Origin of the sequence: Croceibacterium salegens (assembly GCF_009827435.1) — a bacterium.
Lineage (GTDB): Bacteria > Pseudomonadota > Alphaproteobacteria > Sphingomonadales > Sphingomonadaceae > Croceibacterium_B > Croceibacterium_B salegens.
In genome coordinates this window covers 16,579-33,260 of the sequence record NZ_WTYM01000029.1, presented here as the reverse complement: position 1 = coordinate 33,260, position 16,682 = coordinate 16,579, and the positions used below count along the sequence as shown (strand labels likewise).

Genomic DNA, 16,682 nt, shown 5'->3' with positions numbered 1-16,682 from the left:
CTTGGCGATGGAGCACTCCCCGGTCGCGGCGCCCAAGCCCAACATCGCCCTGCGCATCCTGCGCTTCCCACTGATCCTGATCATCCTGGGGGCTCCGCTTTTTACCCTTATTGCCTCGCCGGTCGAAAAGGCGAGCCAGATCGGCAGCAAGGAACTGCAGGGCCCCATCCTGTTCGCCGCATCGCTTGCAACTGCTGCGGTCATCGTCGCTGTCTGGAAACTGTGGCGGCGCTGGATCGAAGGCGGACGCGACGTGGAATTCACTTTCCCCGGCGCGGGCAAGGAACTGGGTGCGGGTCTCCTGACGGGTTTCCTGCTGTTCTGCTCCGTCGCGATTGCCGCCTGGCTGCTCGGCGCGATGACCTTCGAGGGCGTGCGCACCCTTGGTGAGACGCAACTCTGGGAATGGGCGGCAATCGGGATCATCACCGGCGTTTTCGAGGAGGTGCTGTTCCGCGGCATACTGATGCGCCAGCTCGAACGGCTCGGCGGAACGTGGGTCGCGCTGGCGCTGTCTTCGGCAGTGTTCGGTGCGATTCACATGGGTAACCCCGATGCGACGTGGACCGGGGCCGTGGCCATCATGGTCGAGGCGGGCATCCTGCTCGGCGCGGCCTATCTCATCACCCGCCGCCTGTGGTTCGCCGTCGGCCTGCACGCGGCGTGGAATTTCACCCAGGCCTGGGTCTTTAGCGTTCCTGTATCCGGGACCGGCACGCCGATCGGACTCATCTCCACGCGGCGCGACGGTCCGGAGCTACTTACCGGCGGCGATTTCGGGCTCGAGGCCTCGTTGATCGCCGTCGTAATAGTGACCGCATTCGGTCTGTTCCTTCTCTGGAGGGCGGTGAAGAAGGGAGAGATCCGCGGGCCCGAGTGGATGGCCGCGAGAGTCTAGTCCTCGGATTCTTCCTCTTCGGCGTCAGCCAGCCGCTTTTCGAATTCCTCGCGCTGTTCGCGCATCTTCTCGAGCTGTTCGATCAGCCGCTTCCCGTGCTCGGCCATGTGCGGGTGATAGGCTAGGTAGCGCACCAGCGACATTGCCTCGTCGAACCGGCCGAGGTTGGCATACGCGAATGCCAGCGCGACGCGATAGTCGACGATTTCAGGCGCCTTTGTGAAGGCTGCCTCCAGACCTTGAATCGCAATGTCCGGCGGCCTGCCGGAATACTGCGCGTAACTGCGGAAATATTCGTAAAGCGGTCGCGGCTCTTCAGGATCGGCGTTGTTGGCCTTGACGAACATCTTGCGCGCCGCGGCTACATCCTCGTCGCTCGGATTTCCATCATCGTGCTCAAGGATCGCCAGGCCCTTGGTCATTGCTGCCGAGACATTGTCTGGATCGAGCGCCAGGACCTTGTCGGCCGTTCCTTCCGCCGCGGCGACGGCAATGGCAGTCGCTTCCGCACTGCCGGCCTTCCTTGCGGTTTCAAGCTCGGCGCGAGCGAGCTCCGCCAACACGCCGACGCGGTCCGGCGCGATTGCAGCAAGGGCACGAAGCTTGGACAGTGTTTCGTCCGGCTGGAACTGGACGATGCGATTGATATGCAATTCGAGCAATTCCGAATCCACCGTATCGAGCGGCGTAATCCGGACGGTGGGGTCGTAGCCGATGGGTTCCTTCGAGGAGAACGCAACCATCCCCTTGCGGGTCAGCGCGACCAGGTCCTGATCAAGCTTTTCGAATGGGCCGAATGTGCTCTCGGCCGCTTCGCGAGGCGGGGTGCCGCTGTTGAACGCCTTGACGTACTCCGACAATTGCGCGCGACCTGCAGCATCTGACATCAGGTGATGCGTGAGCAGCCATGATCGGCCGTAGTAGACATCGGTTTGCTGGCGGTTGAGCCCGGTCAGTCCATCGGTCAGGATCCGTTCGATCGGCAGGTTTTGACCAGCCGTCAGGCCGTAGGCGCGCGAATTGGCGATGTTGCCGACCGTGTACGAGTCATCCTTGTCGAATGTCGTGGTCGAGAAGTACTCGGCAAAGCCCTCGAAGAGCCAGGTAGGATAGGATCCCGAAACGTATCGGGTGAAGAAATGGTGGGTGTATTCGTGGAACAGGATCTGCTGGCCCGTCCCGGAGAACTTCGACACCGGTTTCGCCCGATTGGAGAGCGCATAGGCGCCTTCGGGCAGCGCCTGATAAAAGCCGCCGAGAGCGCCTTTCTCGACCCCGCGCAATTTCGAAACGGTCTCGCTGTCCTTCATGATGAAGACCGGCAGCCTTATGGCGTCCTCGTGCTCGCCCACCTTGAACCAGCTGCGCAAGAGGGAGTCGAATTTCTCCGCCTCGACCGCGAACTTCGTCAACTCGGCTTCGCGCCCGTCGCTGTAGAGAATGAAGTGCTTGGTATCGGCGCGCAACCATTCGGCCTGTGCACCCGCGGGAGCGAGAGCCGCGGTGAACACCGACACGATGGCGAGTGCCTTGATAACGCGACTTTTCATGCTTCGCCCCCATCCCTTCGCGGGCAAGATGACCGGGCAACCGGAAAGCGTCAATCCCGCTGCGGCGAGACCTCAGAAACGTGATCACACGAAGCTGTAGGGGTCGATGTCGACGGCAACGCGAACGCCTGACGGGAAGTCTAGCGCGCCGAGCCATTGGCGGATCACGTCCTGCACTTCAGCGCTGCGGCGGGCGTTGAGCAGCAGGCGATAGCGGTAGCGACCGCGCAGCAGCGCCATTGGGGCCGGGGCGGGGCCGAGGATCATGACATCTTCGAGGTTTGGGCGGGTCGCGCCAATGCGGTTGGCGGCCTCGCGCGCCTCGGCTTCGTCCTCGCTCGACACGATGATCGCGGCCCAGCGGCCGAACGGTGGGGCGCCGGCGTGGCGGCGCGCCTCGGTCTCGGCATCGTAGAAGGCGTCGCGGTCCCCTGCCGCAAGCGCTGCGATGACTGAGGCCCTGGGATGGCGCGTCTGGATGTAGACTTCGCCCGGCTTGGCCCCGCGTCCGGCGCGGCCGGCAACCTGGGCGATCTGCTGGTAGGTCCGCTCGGCAGCGCGCAAGTCGCCGCCTTCGAGGCCGAGATCGGCATCGACCACGCCGACCAGCGTCAATTCGGGGAAGTGAAAGCCCTTGGTGACGAGCTGGGTGCCGACGATGACATCGATGGCCCCGCCTTCCGCCTCGGCGATGAATTCCGCTGCCTTGGTCGGGGAATTGAGCGTGTCGGAGGTGACGACGGCGACGCGTGCCTCCGGCAGCAGCTCGGCGACTTCGTCGGCGATGCGCTCGACGCCCGGGCCGCAGGCGACGAGGCAGTCGGGCTCGCCGCATTCGGGGCAGGCGGCGGGCGGGGCGGTTTCATGGCCGCAGTGGTGGCAGGCGAGCCGATTGCTCAGCCTGTGCTCGACCAGCCAGGCGCTGCAGTTGGGGCATTTGAAGCGGAAGCCGCAGTTGCGGCAAAGCGTCAGCGGAGCGAAGCCGCGGCGGTTGAGGAACAGCAGCGACTGCTCGCCGCGCTCGAGCCTTGCCGCGAGCTCCTCGACCAGCCGCGGGGCGAGCCAGCGGCCGCGTTCTGGCTTCTCTTCGGTCAGGTCGATGGTGGCGATCTCGGGCAGTTGTGCGCCGCCGAAACGGTCGGCCAGTTCGATCCTGGTGTAGGTCCCGCTGGCGGCCATCTGCAGGCTTTCGAGCGCCGGGGTGGCGCTGGCGAGGATTACCGGGACCTGCTCGAAGCGAGCGCGCATCACCGCCACGTCGCGCGCGTTGTAGCGCACGCCGTCGTCCTGCTTGAAGCTGACCTCGTGCGCCTCGTCGACGACGATAAGGCCTAGCTTGGCGTAGGGCAGGAACAGCGCCGAGCGCGCGCCGACGACGACCTGCGCCTCTCCGGCCGCAATGGCGCGCCAGGCGCGGCGGCGTTCGGTCGATTTCAGGGAGGAGTGCCAGACCACCGGCACGGCGCCGAAGCGGTCCTCGAAACGGCGCAGGAAGGCCTCTGTAAGGGCGATTTCTGGTAGTAGAACAAGAACTTGCGAGCCCAGCGCCAGTGCGGCGGCGATGGCTTCGAAATAGACCTCGGTCTTGCCCGACCCGGTCACCCCGTCGAGCAGGAAAGGAGCGAATTCGTGTGCCGCAACGGCGTCAATGAAGCGCTTCGCCGCTTCCTTTTGAGCGCTCGACAGTTCCGGAACAGCGTAGTCGGAACGCGCTCGGCGGTAGGGACGGTCGCAATCGACCTCGACCGGCTCGAGCACGCCCTGGTTGACCAGCCCGCGCAGCACGCCTTCGCTGACCCCGGCGATACCGGAAAGCTCGCGGATCGTCGCCTGTTCACCCTCGAGGGCGGCGATGGCGTGTTCGCGTTGCGGGGTCATGCGCTCGGGCATTCCGCCGGTGAGGCGATACTCGGTCATCGTTGCCGGACCGCGCAACGCGCCGCCGCTCGCCAGCACCATTCGCGCGACCGAGGCAAGCGAGGCGCAGTAGTAGTCGGCGGTCCATTCGATCAGGCGGCGCAGCTCGGCCCTGAGCGGCGGGACCGGGAGGACGTCCACCAGCGGGCGCAGCTTCGAATCCGGAACCGGGCTTGCCGGCAGCCGTTCCGCCTCCCAGACTATGCCGACGACCTGTCTCGGACCGAGCGGGGCGACGACCACGCTGCCCGGCACGACCGCCATCCCCTCGGGGACCCGGTAGTCGAGCGGGCCGAGCGCGGCGTTGAATATGACAAGACGGACACGGTTCATGATGCCGTCCACATATGGGCGGCGTGTGGGCGGCATCGCAAGCCGCCGGGAACGAGGAGCTGTTGAGATGACTGCTATGAAGACGACAATTCCGCGCCGGGTCTTCCTGGCCGGAACCGCTGCCGGAGGAGCTCTTGCCCTCTCGGCCTGCACGACCGGGCTCGGGGGATTCAGCTTCGTCGATGCGGTGCAGCGCCTGCTGTTCCTTTCGAGCCAGCGCGCGTTCGACCGCATGACCGCCGACGGGGCGTTCTGGGACCAGCAAGTCGCTTCGCTCGGCCTCGGCGAGTTCCTCGGCAACCGCGGCGACGTGCTGACGCGCATCCTGACCTCGTCGCTGTTCAAAGGCCGGCTCGAGCGGGCCTTCGGGGACGTAGCCTGGGATGCATCGAAACGCGCCGCGCCGGTGGTGGCCGACACCATCCGCACAATCGGCTACCAGAACGCCATCGACCTGGTCCGCGGCGGCCCGACCGCCGCCACCAGTTACCTGCGCGGCAACATGGGCAGCCGCCTGATCGACGTCATGTCGCCCGACGTCGGCGATGCCCTGCGCGCCGCGCAGGATCCGCTGATCGGCGAACTGCTGGCGGGGCTCACCGGGGTCAACGTATCCGCTGTCGCCAACGGGTTCGCGGACAAGGTGGACGACGTGATCTGGCAGCAGATCGGGATCGAGGAGACCGCCATCCGCCGCGATCCCCGCAGCACCAACGATCCGGTCCTGATCGGCGTGCTGGGCGTCGGCAGCGCGCTCTAGAGCCGCGCGCCGATTACTATCTGCAGGACGTGATCGTAGGCGTCGGGCGCATTGGGCCGGACATTGCCGATCAGCAGGTAACCGGCGCCGATGTCGAAGTCGGGCGTGATCCTGCGGGCCAACGCTCCACCCAGCCGGTACTGCACGAACCCGTCGCGTCCACCCGGTGTCTGGGACTGCAGGACGTAAAACCCCTCGGCAGTGAGTGCCGCGTCGAGCCTGCCGGTGACGGGCAAGGCCAGCGCCACTCGCTGCCGAAGCCGCAATTGCGCCCGGTCGGCGTCCGAAAAGAAGCGTTCTTCCAGCCGCGTGCGCAGGCCCACGTGTCCGAACTTCAGCGTCAATTGCTGGTGCGGGCGGAACTCGTGTCCGTTGGCAAGATCGACATAGGCAGCCCCGCCGCCGAGGCTGACGCGCTTCGTCACGTTCACGTCGACATTGCCGCGCAGGAGGAACTGGTTGCCATCGTCGATCCAGCGTTGCGAGACGTCGACCGCCGCCTTCACATCGTCGTCGAGCGAAAAGGCCACGCCTCCGTTGAGCCAGACCTGGGTGTCGTTCGCGAGCGCCGGGGTGGATTGCAGCGCGGCGGCGCATCCGGCTAGCAACGCGAAACAAAAGCCGGTTGTAGTGTGCATCGTCACCTCTATAGCCGGGGGCCGCGCCGGTGCCGATATGGCAAAGGTTAGGTGAACGCGAACAACTTTTCGCTCTCGCGGCGGAATGGAAACTGGAGCCGATGTCCGACGAATCCCCGCTCGATCGCTTCAAGCACGCCCTGACCGGCGCGGCGCGGGCGATTGCCCGTGAGCCGGAAGCGGAAGTGTCGTGGACTTCGGACCAGCCGGGCGTGCAGGGCAAGGCGATGCGGGTCCCCATGCCGGGCCGCACCTTGCCGCCCGAGGCGGCACGCGAGGCGCGCGGATTTGCCGACAGCTTCGCGCTCAAGCTGCGCCACCACAACGAGGCGCTGCACCAGCGCGCCATGCCGGCCGAGCCGAGCGCGCGGCAGGCCTACGACATGATCGAGCGCGTCCGCTACGAAGCGCTGGGCGAGAACAACTACGCCGGGATGCGCGCAAACCTCGCCGCCGCGACCGACCTGCGCACCCGCTCCGATCCCATCGCCCGCGCCGCCAACGAGAGCGAAGTCGCGCTGCCGACCGCGCTGGCGCTGATGCTGCGCGAGGCGCTGACCGGCCAGCCGATCCCGCCGTCCGCCGTCTCCAACGTCGACCTCGTCCGCGAATCCATCGAATCGCGCATCGGCGACGACTTCGAACGCCTCGCCACCCTGCTCGACGACCAGAAGGCCTTCCAGCAGATCGGGCTCGACATGCTGCGCCACCTTGAGATGGTCGCCGCGGAGCCGCTCGACGAGTCCGGCGACGAGGACATGGAGGGCGACGAAGAGGACGGCGGCGAAGAGTCCGACAGCGACGACAACGACGATCAGGGCACCGAGCAGCGCCCGCAGGAAATGACCGCCGAGCAGGGCGAGGGCGACGAGGACGGCGAGAGCGAGTCCGTCCCGCAGGACCAGGAAATGGCCGAGGGCGATCCCGGCGACGAGGGCGAGGAGGCAATGATGCCGGTCCGCCCCAACCGCCCGTGGACCGAACTGCCCGAGAGCTTCGACTACCAGGTCTTCACCGAGGAATTCGACGAGGTCGTCGAGGCGACCGAGCTGTGCGACTACGAGGAACTCGACCGCCTTCGCGCCTACCTCGACAGCCAGCTTACCGGGTTGCAGGGGGTGGTCACCCGGCTCGCCAACCGGCTGCAGCGGCGGCTGATGGCGCAGCAGAACCGCTCGTGGGACTTCGACCAGGAGGAAGGGCTGCTCGATGCCGCGCGGCTCGCCCGCGTGGTGGTCAGTCCGGGCCATTCGCTCAGCTACAAGATCGAGCGCGACCAGGAATTCAAGGATACCGTCGTCACCCTGCTGATCGACAACTCGGGCTCGATGCGCGGGCGGCCGATCTCCATCGCCGCGATCAGCGCCGACATCATGGCCCGCACGCTCGAACGCTGCGGGGTGAAGGTCGAGATTCTCGGCTTCACCACCCGCGCGTGGAAAGGCGGGCAGGGGCGCGAAAAATGGCTCGCCAGCGGCAAGCCCGCGCTGCCCGGGCGCCTCAACGACTTGCGCCATATCATCTACAAGAAGGCCGACGAGCCGATGCGCCGCGCGCGCAAGAGCCTCGGCCTGATGATGCGCGAGGGGCTGCTCAAGGAAAACATCGACGGAGAGGCGCTGATCTGGGCGCACAACCGCCTGCTCGCGCGGCCCGAGGACCGCCGCATCCTGATGGTCATCTCCGACGGCGCGCCGGTCGACGATTCGACGCTGAGCGTGAACAGCGCCGGCTATCTCGAAACGCACCTGCGCAAGGTGATCGACTGGATCGAACGCCAGTCCCCCGTCCAGCTCGTCGCCATCGGCATCGGCCACGACGTGACCCGCTACTACAAGCGCGCGGTGACGATCATGGACGTCGAGCAACTCGGTGGGACGATCATCGAGCAGTTGGCCGGATTGTTCGAGGTGGAGTGATGGGTAATGTCGCTGACTTACTCAGCGCACTAGGGTGTCGCTACGAGCAGGACTTCTCGGAAGAGGCGGGTTGGCAGAACCCGCCGAGGCAAGAAGATTTCGAGAGCCTAATGCTGAACGAACCCGTCGCGAAGTGGACTTCCAATTTCGACGAACTCGGCGCTCAACTCGCTTGCGGTTATCATGCAGGGAATTACGCCTTTTGGTTTTGCGACTGGATCGTGAACGTCGCCGAAGGATTCATTATCGACCTGCGCATCGCGCACGATGGGTTCGCGCATCCCGAGTTGTTTCAGGAGGTTTATCAGGCCTTCGACGATGGCGAGTGGGACCATGGCGGCAAGTCCAATGATCCTATCGTCGACTATACCAACCCCGCGATCGCAAAAATCGTAAATCGCCTCTATCTGAAGCCCGCTCGATGACCGCACCTCTCCGCCTGTTCAACTCGCTCACCCGCGAGCTGGAAACCTTCGCTCCCGTCCATCCCGGCGAGGCGCGGGTCTATTCTTGCGGGCCGACGGTCTACAACTATCCGCACATCGGCAACATGCACGTCCCCGCAGACACTCTGAGGTTGGCGTGACTAGATGAAACGCCTCCTCACCCTCATCTTCATCGCCGCTGCGCTCTGCACCGGCTGGTACGTCGCCTCGCCGTGGCTCGCGATGAAGGGCCTGCGCGATGCTGCGGAGGAGATGGACGGCAAGGAACTTGACGCCCGCGTCGATTTCGCGGCGATCCGGACGAACATGAAGGGCCGCATCGGCGAGGCGGTCGACCGCAAGCTGGGCGACGGCGACAACGCGCTTGAACGCTTCGGCGGAATGCTTGCGACGGGCCTGGGCGGTATGGCCGTCGATGCCAGCGTGACGCCGACGGGCGTCGCGGCGCTGGTCCTGACCGGCAAGCTCGCCGGGCCGCTGGTCCCGGATGACGTGAAGAGCGGCGATATCGACTGGGACATCGACCGCGGCGGGCTCAATTCGTTCGAGGCGCATGGCCGCTTCGAGAGCGGCCGCGCCGGGCCGACCCTGCGCTTCGCGCGCGACGGCCTCGGCTGGGACCTCGTCGACGTGACCCTGGCCGACGGCAGCATTTGATATCGGCTAGCGAATCCCGCTTGCCAGCCGATTGAATGCGCACCACACCCGGCTCAAGGAAGGGCAGGGGATTGATTCTACGTGCGTAGATTTGGTCAGGCCGCGCTGGCGGCGCTTATCACGTTTGCGGGCACACCGGCTTTGGCGCAGGATATTGCGACTGAGGCCGCGTCTGATGCGTTCCCGCCGGTCGAAATACTGATTCCAAAGTTGACCCCGGTCATGCTCGAAATCCTCTCGCCGCTGGGCAGCAAGACGAGCACGAGCTTCGACCGTTTCCAGATTCGCCTGGCCGATCCCATCTTCATCGATGGAATGGAAGTCCTTCCCGCTGGCGCCATGGGCGAAGGCGAAGTTGTGCATGCCAAGAAGGCCGGCGGAATGGGCACGGCGGGCGAGCTTGTCCTGGCGGCGCGCTACATCGGCTTCGGCGAGCGGCGACTGGCGCTGCGCTCGATGTCCCTTTCCGCGGCAGGCAAGGATGCGGTTGGTGCAGTGGACGGACTCAATGCGGTCGGGGCCGGTATTTCAACCTTCGTGCCGGTGCCGATCGGACTGGTCGGCTTCGTGATCAGCGGCCGTAACATTGCGATTCCGGCAGGTACGGTTGCGATGGCCAAGACTGCTGAAGATTTCACCGTTCCGATCAGCGATCCGCTGTCCGGAGCCGGAGAAGATGCAGACAAGCCTTCGAGCGTTTCGATGGCGGAAAATTTAACAAAGGGGGAAGACTGAGATGAAGAGATTTGCGGGCGTTTTTCTGGCCACAGCGCTCCTGGTGGGTGGATCGACCGCGGCTGGAGCGGAAGATGCCGCTCAGGTGCAGATTCCCGCACCGCCGCCCGGCAAGGGCCAGGTCGTGTTCTATCGCACAGGGACCCTCATGGGCGCCGCCATGGGCTGCGCGGTGAACGAGAACGGCGCCAAGATCAGCTCGCTCGGGTCGGGCCGGTATTTCGTCCTGGTGACCGAACCGGGCCGCCACGAATACTCGGTCAAGAGCGAAGCGAAGGATGTGCTTGCGCTCGAGGTAGAGGCGGACGAGACGCAGTACGCGATGTGCCGGATCAAGATGGGCATCATGAGTGGCCGCCCCGACCTGCGGCCGTCGACCGAAGCCGAGTTCATCAAGTCTAGCACCGACCGGCTTGTTGACGATGACGACATGGGACCGGGGCCGGGCGCACTTCGGGCAGCCGATCTCGCTTCGGCCTTGGCCAACAAGTAGAATTCGGCAACCGATCGGCCGCAGTGGCGACTGATCGGTTGCTGTCGCTTGACCTCGCTTCCCGCGTGCGTAAGGCCCGCGCGCAATGACCGCTCACTTGCGCCTTTTCAACTCGCTCACTCGCGAGGTCGAGACATTCCAGCCGATCCATCCGGGCGAGGCGCGGGTCTATACCTGCGGGCCGACGGTCTACAACTACCCGCACATCGGCAACATGCGCGCCTACGTCTTCGCCGACGTGCTCGGGCGGACGTTGAGCTGGAAGGGCTACAAGCTCACCCACGTCATCAACATCACCGACGTCGGACACCTGACCGACGACGCCGATGCGGGTGAGGACAAGATGGAGAAGATGGCTGCCGAGCGCGCGCAGTCGATCTGGGACATCGCGAAGCACTACACCGAGGCCTACTGGGCCGACGTGAAGGCGCTGGGCATCCGCCAGCCGGCACACTGGTCGGTCGCCACCGACTACATCGGCGACATGCTCGAGTTCGCGAAGTCGATCGCGCCGGAGCACTGCTACGAACTCGACAGCGGGCTCTATTTCGACGTCTCGACCGTCGCCGACTACGGGCGGCTGGCGCGGGCGAAGACTGACGAGGGCGAGGGACGGATCGAGGCCGTCGAGGGCAAGCGCAACGCCGCCGACTTCGCTATCTGGCGCAAGACTCCGCCCGACGAAAAGCGGCAGATGGAATGGGACAGCCCGTGGGGCCGCGGCGCGCCCGGCTGGCACCTCGAATGCTCGGTGATGAGCGGCAAGCTGCTTGGCTTCCCGTTCGACATCCACACCGGCGGGATCGACCATCGCGAGATTCACCACCCCAACGAGATCGCGCAGAACCAGGCCTTCTGCCACTCCAACGCGAGCGGCGCGAAGGTGTGGATGCACAACAACTTCCTCGTCGAACGCTCGGGAAAGATGAGCAAATCGGCGGGCGAGTTCCTGCGCCTCAAGCTGCTCACCGACAAGGGCTACCACCCGCTCGCCTACCGCCTGATGTGCCTGCAGGCGCATTACCGCAGCGAGCTCGAATTCAGCTGGGAAGGGCTCGACGCCGCGCTCACCCGTCTCAAGCGCATGGTCATGGCCGTCGAGCAGATGCTCGCGAAGCTGGGCGACGAAGAGCCGGTGGAAACGCCCGAAGGCGGCTGGACCGAGCTGGCGATCCACGGCGAACTCGACGCGATCCTCCTGCCGCGCCTTGTGGAGTTTGATCAGGCAATATCCGACGACCTTGGCACCCCGCTTGCGCTGACCGCGCTCGAAGCCGTGCTGGCAGCCAAGAAGGCCGACCCGCGCCAGCGCCATGCGCTGGTGGCGGCGATGGATGCGGTGCTGGGGCTTGGCTTGCTCGACCTGACACGCTCCGACCTGCGCGTGCGTCCCGCCAAAGCCGAAATCGCCGAGGCCGACGTCGACGCCGCGCTCGAACGCCGCAAGACCGCCCGCGCAGACAAGGACTTTGCCACCTCCGACGCCATCCGCGACGACCTCGCCGCCAAGGGCGTCGAGGTCATGGACGGCGACCCGCTCGGCTGGGAGTGGAAGCTCTGACCCGCGCCGTCATCCCGTCGTTCCACCGGCAGGTACTCGACGGGCGGCTGCCCGATTGGCTCGAGGCCGAGTGGTGGCACGATCCCGAAGAGATGGTGGCGCTGGCGCCCAATGCCGAGATCGGCTGGTTCGACCTCCACCAGAAGCCGCCGGTGCTGCAGTCGATCGCGCTGGCGACACAGATGCGCTGGCTCAACACCGCCTATGCCGGGGTCGACTGGATGCCGCTGGCCGAGCTCGACCGGCGCGAGGTGCAGCTGACCTGCGGATCGGGCCTGACCGCGAGCCAGGTCGCGGAATACGCCGTCATGGGGCTTCTCGCCGCGGCCAAGGGCTTTCCCGACATCGTCCGCGCGCAGGACCGCGCCGAGTGGCTGCCGATGCCGCCGGGCGAACGCGACCTTGCCGGCAGCCGCGCGCTGCTGCTCGGATACGGCGCTATCGGGCAGGCGATCGGACGGATCCTCGAAGGCTTCGGCGTCGAGGTCGAACCGGTCCGCAGCAAGGACTCCGGCTGGCGCGAGCGGCTGGGCAGCTTCGACTGGATCGTCATGTCGCTGCCCGGCACCGAGCAGACCCGCGGAATGATCGGCGCGGAGGAGATCGCCGCGCTCAGGCCCGATGCTGTGGTGGTCAATTGCGGCCGCGCCGACACTCTCGACCAGGATGCGCTGGTCGAGGCGCTGGCGGAGAAGCGGATCGGCGGCGCGGTGCTCGACGTCACGACGCCCGAACCGCTGCCGCCGGAGCACCCGCTGTGGTCGCTCCCTAGCGCCATCATCACCATGCACCTCTCAGGCATTCCCACGCAGGAAGCGCACGCCCGCGCGGCCGAGAGGTTCCTGCGCAACTGCGCGCTGTTTCGCGAGGGCAAGCCGCTCGAAGCGCAGGTCGATCTGGTGAGGGGGTACTAAGGGGAAGACGATGAAGATTGCCCACTTTGAAACCGGCGGACGGACTGCGCTCGGCGTGGTCGTGGGCGATGGCGTGATCGACCTTGCGAAGGTCGGCTGCGACTGGCCGGACATGCTCGCGCTGATCGCCGATGCCGATGCGCTGGCGAAAATCAGCGCCGCGACGAAAGGCGTTGCGCCGCACCACGCGCTGTCTGACGTGCGCCTGCTCGCCCCGCTGCGGCCGGGCAAGTACATGGCTATCGGCATGAACTACGCCAAGCACGTGGCCGAGATGGGCCATGCCGCGCGGCCGAAATACCAGTACTGGTTCAACAAGCAGACGACCTGCATCAACGGGCCCCGCGATCCCATCGTTACCGGCGTGACCGAGAGGCTCGATTACGAAGTCGAGCTAGGTGTGGTCATCGGCCGCGCGGCGAAGGGCGTATCGCGGGCTGACGCACTAGGCCACGTGTTCGGCTACCTCGTCGTCAACGACGTTTCGGCGCGCGACTGGCAGAAGCACAGCCCGACCTTCACCATGGGCAAGAGCTTCGACACCCATGGACCCATCGGCCCGTGGATCGTCACCGCCGACGAAATTCCCGACCCGCAGGCGCTCGACCTGCGCTGCCTCGTCAACGGCGAAGTCCGGCAGGAGAGCAACACCGACGGGATGCTGTTCGGCGTCGCCGAGCAGATCGAATACCTCTCGACCGCGTTCACGCTCGAACCGGGCGACCTGCTGGCGACCGGAACCCCCGAAGGCGTCGGCGCCGGGATGAACCTGCCCCGGTTCCTCCAGCCGGGCGACGTCGTGCGCTGCGAGATCGACGGGATCGGCGCGATCGAGAACCGAGTTACAGTTTGAGCCGTCAGGCTACCGAGCGCGTGGCGCGCGACTTGATCTTTTCCGTCTTGCCGAGTGCGTCCAACTTGGCCTGCAGATCGGCGACGGTGCTTTCGAGCTGCCGCACGTTGCGCGCCTACAGCGCGAAGGCAACCTGCTGCGTGGCCCATGTGAGCAATTCCAGCTCATCGGGCCGGTCGGCATGGCCCTCGGGCTTGATGTCGAACAAGACGAAGCCGGTCAGTTCGCCCTGGTGGAGCATCGGCAGCGGCAGTGCGCCTGTAAGGTCGGAATGCACCTCGCGCAGCGACAACGGCCCGCGCTCTGCGCGCATCATAGCGAGCGCAGGGTCGGTGTCGGGAGAGCTTGCGGCTGCCGCAGCGTTGGTCGCATCGGTGAGACCGAATTCGCCGTTGGCGTTGCTGATGTAGAGCGCCGCGGCGCTGCCCCCGGCGAAGCGCGAGAGTTCTTCGACGAAGGAACGGGTCATCCCTTCGGTCTCTCCGAAATGGTCGGCCGCCGCGACGAACCGGTTGAGCATGGCCTCGTTGCGGTGCCAGCTGCCGAAGAAGAGCCGCTCGACATGATGGTCGACCTAATCGCGCAGCAGGCGGAAAGACAGGAACAGAGCGAGCGCGGTTAGCGCGCTGAACACCGGGCCGTCCTCGTACCAGCTTTCCGGAATCAGGTGCTCGTCACCCCATTCGGCGAGGCCGAACCCCGCCAGCGTGGTGAAGCTCACCGCACCGTCGACCAGCGTGCGGTTGAGCGCGAAATTGGTGTCGAACAGCCGCTGCGCCAGAACTGCGTAGGTGAGGAACGCCAGTCCGGCGAACTGGAGCGACGTGACAACCAGCATTTGCCGGATCGAGTTGGCCGACTCGGGCGGAAGCGCGTTCTGCAGCTGGATGGTCTAAAGGCAGAGAAACAGCGCCGGCGCCACGATCTTGAGCCGATTCCGTTGCGCAGCGTCGTTCTTGCGGTAGTTTCATGCGATCCCGGCGAACACGCAAACGTTGTTCAGCTAGACCAGCTCGACATAGGTGGAATTCCCAAGCAGTTCACCGAACGGCAGCAAGGCCGGCAGAATGGTTTGCGCTGCGGAAAGGACGGTAAAGGCGATTGCTGCGTCGTGCACCGGCCGCGACCGGGCCCGGTTCGGTTCGCCGGTCGAGATTTGGAATGCGAACATCAGTTTGAAATAGCCGATAACGGCTTGGCCGTAACAATGTCGGGCGCTTAGGGAGGGAAGCGCACGAACGACAATCTGTAGGAGAGCAGCAAGACGCCCAGCAAGATTGCAGCACGTTCGCGCCGCGCACGAACCAGCAGCAGGATCGCCAGCAGAAAAGTCGCAAGCGCGCCAACGCCCCATAGCACAGGCAGGATTCCTGCTGGCCCCCAGTTGTCGTTGGGCTGATTGACGATCTCGATATTGGAACGCCGGCCGCCCTGTTCCACTGCGATCGCGATGGGGACACTCACGCGCTGGAGAATCCATTCGTCGGTGGGGTCCTTCAGTCGCAACCGGTCTCCCGCTTGCAGACCCGCGGCGGCGGCGGCACTGTCAGGCGCAACCGAGACCAACTGCCTCCAGCCGGAATTTCCGTCCGGTACCGTTACCGACAGATCCCGCTTTGCAGCGTCATGCAGGTAGGCGCCGGAGCGAAGGATGTTGGAGATGCCGCCATCCACGCAGACGGCGGCAAGCGCCAGCATCAATGCGAGCAAGGCGCACCAAAGTCATTGCGGCCATGCGAGTGGGTTAGACCGCAAACTCATCGAGTCCCCCCTTGACGACATGTCCGGCCGGAACTTTGCCGGAAGTGGTCTACGGAGGCAATTTGGCTTGCGCGCAGTTCGCCAGCCCCAAAGTTCGCACAAAGATCAGCCCAAAAACTGCCGCCAAGCGCTTGGCGCAAGTCGCTTCGATGCTAGGTGAGAGCCTGGATAGCAAGGAGATCGCCCAAGGGTTACGCATCGGCCCGGCGTCCGTGAAGAACCACATCCACAACATCCTGGAGAAGTCCCAATTGCCGAGCCGAAGCGCTATCGGCGCGAGGCTGGATCAGAGGCACATGCGTGTCTCGGCCTGAGCCCGACTGCGAGTGTCCTACTGGAATCTATCGAGCGCCATGGGTCCGAGGTTGGTGGGTTCAGGTGGGATGTCCACTTATCAACCCTGCTTCGATGGCGATCCTTACGGCCTCGGGGGCATTATGGGCCCCGAGCTTTCTAAACACGATGCGTCGATGCATCTTGACCGTACTTTCTGAAACCCCGAGCGTAAAGGCGATCTGCTTGGTCAGGTATCCTGCCGCCAGGTAGGTCAGAATTTCTCTCTGGCGTGGAGACAGTTGGCTCATCAGTTCACCGGCTGTCCCTTGGTCGCCAGCAAGCGTGCGAATCCCGTCCTCGACCTCCAGCTGGGTGCCCATGAAGTAAGTCGCCTTGCCGTCGCATCCCAGGATCGGGGCAATCATTAGTGCGTTCAGGAAGGTAGAGCCGTCTTTGCGATAGTTCAGCAGCCGAACGACAACCGGTTTCTGGTTGGCAATTGCTTCGTGCAAACGCGCTCGCGCCTCTGGATCGGTGTCTTTCCCGGCGAGGAAGCGGCAATTTCGTCCAATCAATTCAGCCGTCGCATAGCCGGTCAGCCCGGAAAAAGCCTCATTGCATGCGATGATGGGATTGTCCGACAAACGCGGGTTCGTGATTACGGCGGGCATGGGGATAGAGTTCACCAAGACCAGCGGGTCCAGGAGAAGGTCCCCTGCTTCCAAAGACGGCAGCTCTGCTTCGCTATCCATTCCTCCCCCGCCCCGACAATTCCTGCCCCAAGCACGAAATCTCGATGCTCCCACAATAAAATTACCCGCCTTTTCCAGCGATGTCGATGACGGGCCCAATCTTGGCGGTGGAAGGGAGCGCGATGCGATCTCCGTCCGTCCGACACTTGGCATCGCGAGCGCGACGCTGCATCGTCTTGAGCTTGAGTGCAGTTAAGTTGCCCATTGTGCCCCTGCGTT

General features: G+C 65.0%; 19 protein-coding genes and 1 pseudogene. 12 read left to right on the top strand and 8 right to left on the bottom strand.

All coding sequences use genetic code 11. From position 1 onward, the window contains the following. Positions 1–7 precede the first annotated feature (7 nt). Positions 8–898 (top strand): CPBP family intramembrane glutamic endopeptidase, encoded by an 891-nt coding sequence (locus GRI89_RS03465; protein WP_159792238.1) that lies wholly within the window; start codon positions 8–10, stop codon positions 896–898. Here the strand turns inward: GRI89_RS03465 and GRI89_RS03460 are convergent. Both GRI89_RS03460 and GRI89_RS03455 read right to left on the bottom strand, forming a co-directional pair. Beyond that, positions 895–2,448 (bottom strand): tetratricopeptide repeat protein, encoded by a 1,554-nt coding sequence (locus GRI89_RS03460; RefSeq protein ID WP_159792236.1) that lies wholly within the window; start codon positions 2,446–2,448, stop codon positions 895–897. The two genes, GRI89_RS03465 and GRI89_RS03460, sit on opposite strands and share 4 nt — an antisense overlap. An 84-nt stretch (positions 2,449–2,532) precedes the next feature. Then, entirely contained in the window at positions 2,533–4,698 is a 2,166-nt protein-coding gene (locus tag GRI89_RS03455) for a primosomal protein N' (RefSeq protein WP_159792234.1), read from the bottom strand. A gap of 67 nt (positions 4,699–4,765) precedes the next feature. On the opposite strand from GRI89_RS03455, the gene GRI89_RS03450 reads away from it, so the two are divergent. Further along, entirely contained in the window at positions 4,766–5,458 is a 693-nt protein-coding gene (locus GRI89_RS03450) for a DUF4197 domain-containing protein (protein WP_159792232.1), read from the top strand. Here GRI89_RS03450 and GRI89_RS03445 read toward each other — a convergent pair. Continuing rightward, a complete protein-coding gene (locus GRI89_RS03445; protein ID WP_159792230.1) occupies positions 5,455–6,096 on the bottom strand; it encodes a DUF2490 domain-containing protein in 642 nt (213 codons plus the stop codon). The genes GRI89_RS03450 and GRI89_RS03445 overlap by 4 nt on opposite strands. Before the next feature lie 101 nt (positions 6,097–6,197). On the opposite strand from GRI89_RS03445, the gene cobT reads away from it, so the two are divergent. From cobT to GRI89_RS03400, 9 genes and pseudogenes are all read left to right on the top strand, one after another. Next, on the top strand, positions 6,198–8,015 hold the full coding sequence (gene cobT, locus GRI89_RS03440; protein WP_159792228.1) for a cobaltochelatase subunit CobT: 1,818 nt from the start codon (positions 6,198–6,200) through the stop codon (positions 8,013–8,015). Beyond that, positions 8,015–8,440 (top strand): hypothetical protein, encoded by a 426-nt coding sequence (locus GRI89_RS03435; RefSeq protein WP_159792226.1) that lies wholly within the window; start codon positions 8,015–8,017, stop codon positions 8,438–8,440. Before cobT ends, GRI89_RS03435 begins: the two co-directional genes overlap by 1 nt. Further along, positions 8,437–8,589, top strand: a pseudogene (locus GRI89_RS03430) (cysteine--tRNA ligase); the annotation flags it as partial. The gene GRI89_RS03435 and the pseudogene GRI89_RS03430, both read left to right, overlap by 4 nt. A 16-nt stretch (positions 8,590–8,605) precedes the next feature. Continuing rightward, positions 8,606–9,118, top strand: a complete 513-nt coding sequence (locus GRI89_RS03425; RefSeq protein ID WP_159792224.1) for a DUF2939 domain-containing protein — start codon at positions 8,606–8,608, stop codon at positions 9,116–9,118. 81 nt (positions 9,119–9,199) lie between these two features. Further along, the gene (locus GRI89_RS03420; protein ID WP_159792222.1) at positions 9,200–9,853 is read left to right on the top strand and encodes a hypothetical protein; all 654 of its coding nucleotides are present in this window, start codon (positions 9,200–9,202) and stop codon (positions 9,851–9,853) included. 1 nt (position 9,854) lies between these two features. Then, complete coding sequence (locus GRI89_RS03415) at positions 9,855–10,346, top strand: DUF2846 domain-containing protein (RefSeq protein WP_159792220.1); 492 nt, start codon at positions 9,855–9,857, stop codon at positions 10,344–10,346. An 85-nt stretch (positions 10,347–10,431) separates the two neighbouring features. After that, entirely contained in the window at positions 10,432–11,907 is a 1,476-nt protein-coding gene (gene cysS / locus GRI89_RS03410) for a cysteine--tRNA ligase (RefSeq protein ID WP_159792218.1), read from the top strand. Further along, positions 11,895–12,821, top strand: coding sequence for an NAD(P)-dependent oxidoreductase (locus GRI89_RS03405; protein ID WP_328598063.1), 927 nt, complete (start codon positions 11,895–11,897; stop codon positions 12,819–12,821). The genes cysS and GRI89_RS03405 overlap by 13 nt, the downstream gene beginning before the upstream one ends. Positions 12,822–12,831: 10 nt before the next feature. After that, on the top strand, positions 12,832–13,674 hold the full coding sequence (locus tag GRI89_RS03400) for a fumarylacetoacetate hydrolase family protein (RefSeq protein WP_159792216.1): 843 nt from the start codon (positions 12,832–12,834) through the stop codon (positions 13,672–13,674). A gap of 115 nt (positions 13,675–13,789) precedes the next feature. On the opposite strand, the gene GRI89_RS03395 is transcribed toward GRI89_RS03400, so the two are convergent. The 4 genes from GRI89_RS03395 to GRI89_RS03380 all read right to left on the bottom strand — a co-directional run bounded on the left by GRI89_RS03395 (position 13,790) and on the right by GRI89_RS03380 (position 15,372). Further along, on the bottom strand, positions 13,790–14,194 hold the full coding sequence (locus GRI89_RS03395) for a hypothetical protein (protein WP_159792214.1): 405 nt from the start codon (positions 14,192–14,194) through the stop codon (positions 13,790–13,792). A gap of 54 nt (positions 14,195–14,248) precedes the next feature. Beyond that, complete coding sequence (locus GRI89_RS03390) at positions 14,249–14,512, bottom strand: hypothetical protein (RefSeq protein ID WP_159792212.1); 264 nt, start codon at positions 14,510–14,512, stop codon at positions 14,249–14,251. 165 nt (positions 14,513–14,677) lie between these two features. After that, complete coding sequence (locus GRI89_RS03385) at positions 14,678–14,845, bottom strand: hypothetical protein (protein WP_159792210.1); 168 nt, start codon at positions 14,843–14,845, stop codon at positions 14,678–14,680. A 47-nt stretch (positions 14,846–14,892) separates the two neighbouring features. Beyond that, positions 14,893–15,372 (bottom strand): hypothetical protein, encoded by a 480-nt coding sequence (locus GRI89_RS03380; RefSeq protein WP_159792208.1) that lies wholly within the window; start codon positions 15,370–15,372, stop codon positions 14,893–14,895. 107 nt (positions 15,373–15,479) lie between these two features. Between GRI89_RS03380 and GRI89_RS18360 the strand changes: the two genes are divergently transcribed. Then, a complete protein-coding gene (locus GRI89_RS18360; protein ID WP_407924962.1) occupies positions 15,480–15,749 on the top strand; it encodes a LuxR C-terminal-related transcriptional regulator in 270 nt (89 codons plus the stop codon). Positions 15,750–15,809: 60 nt separating this feature from the next. Here the strand turns inward: GRI89_RS18360 and GRI89_RS03370 are convergent, their stop codons facing one another. After that, complete coding sequence (locus GRI89_RS03370; RefSeq protein WP_159792204.1) at positions 15,810–16,463, bottom strand: LuxR C-terminal-related transcriptional regulator; 654 nt, start codon at positions 16,461–16,463, stop codon at positions 15,810–15,812. Positions 16,464–16,682: the final 219 nt, after the last annotated feature.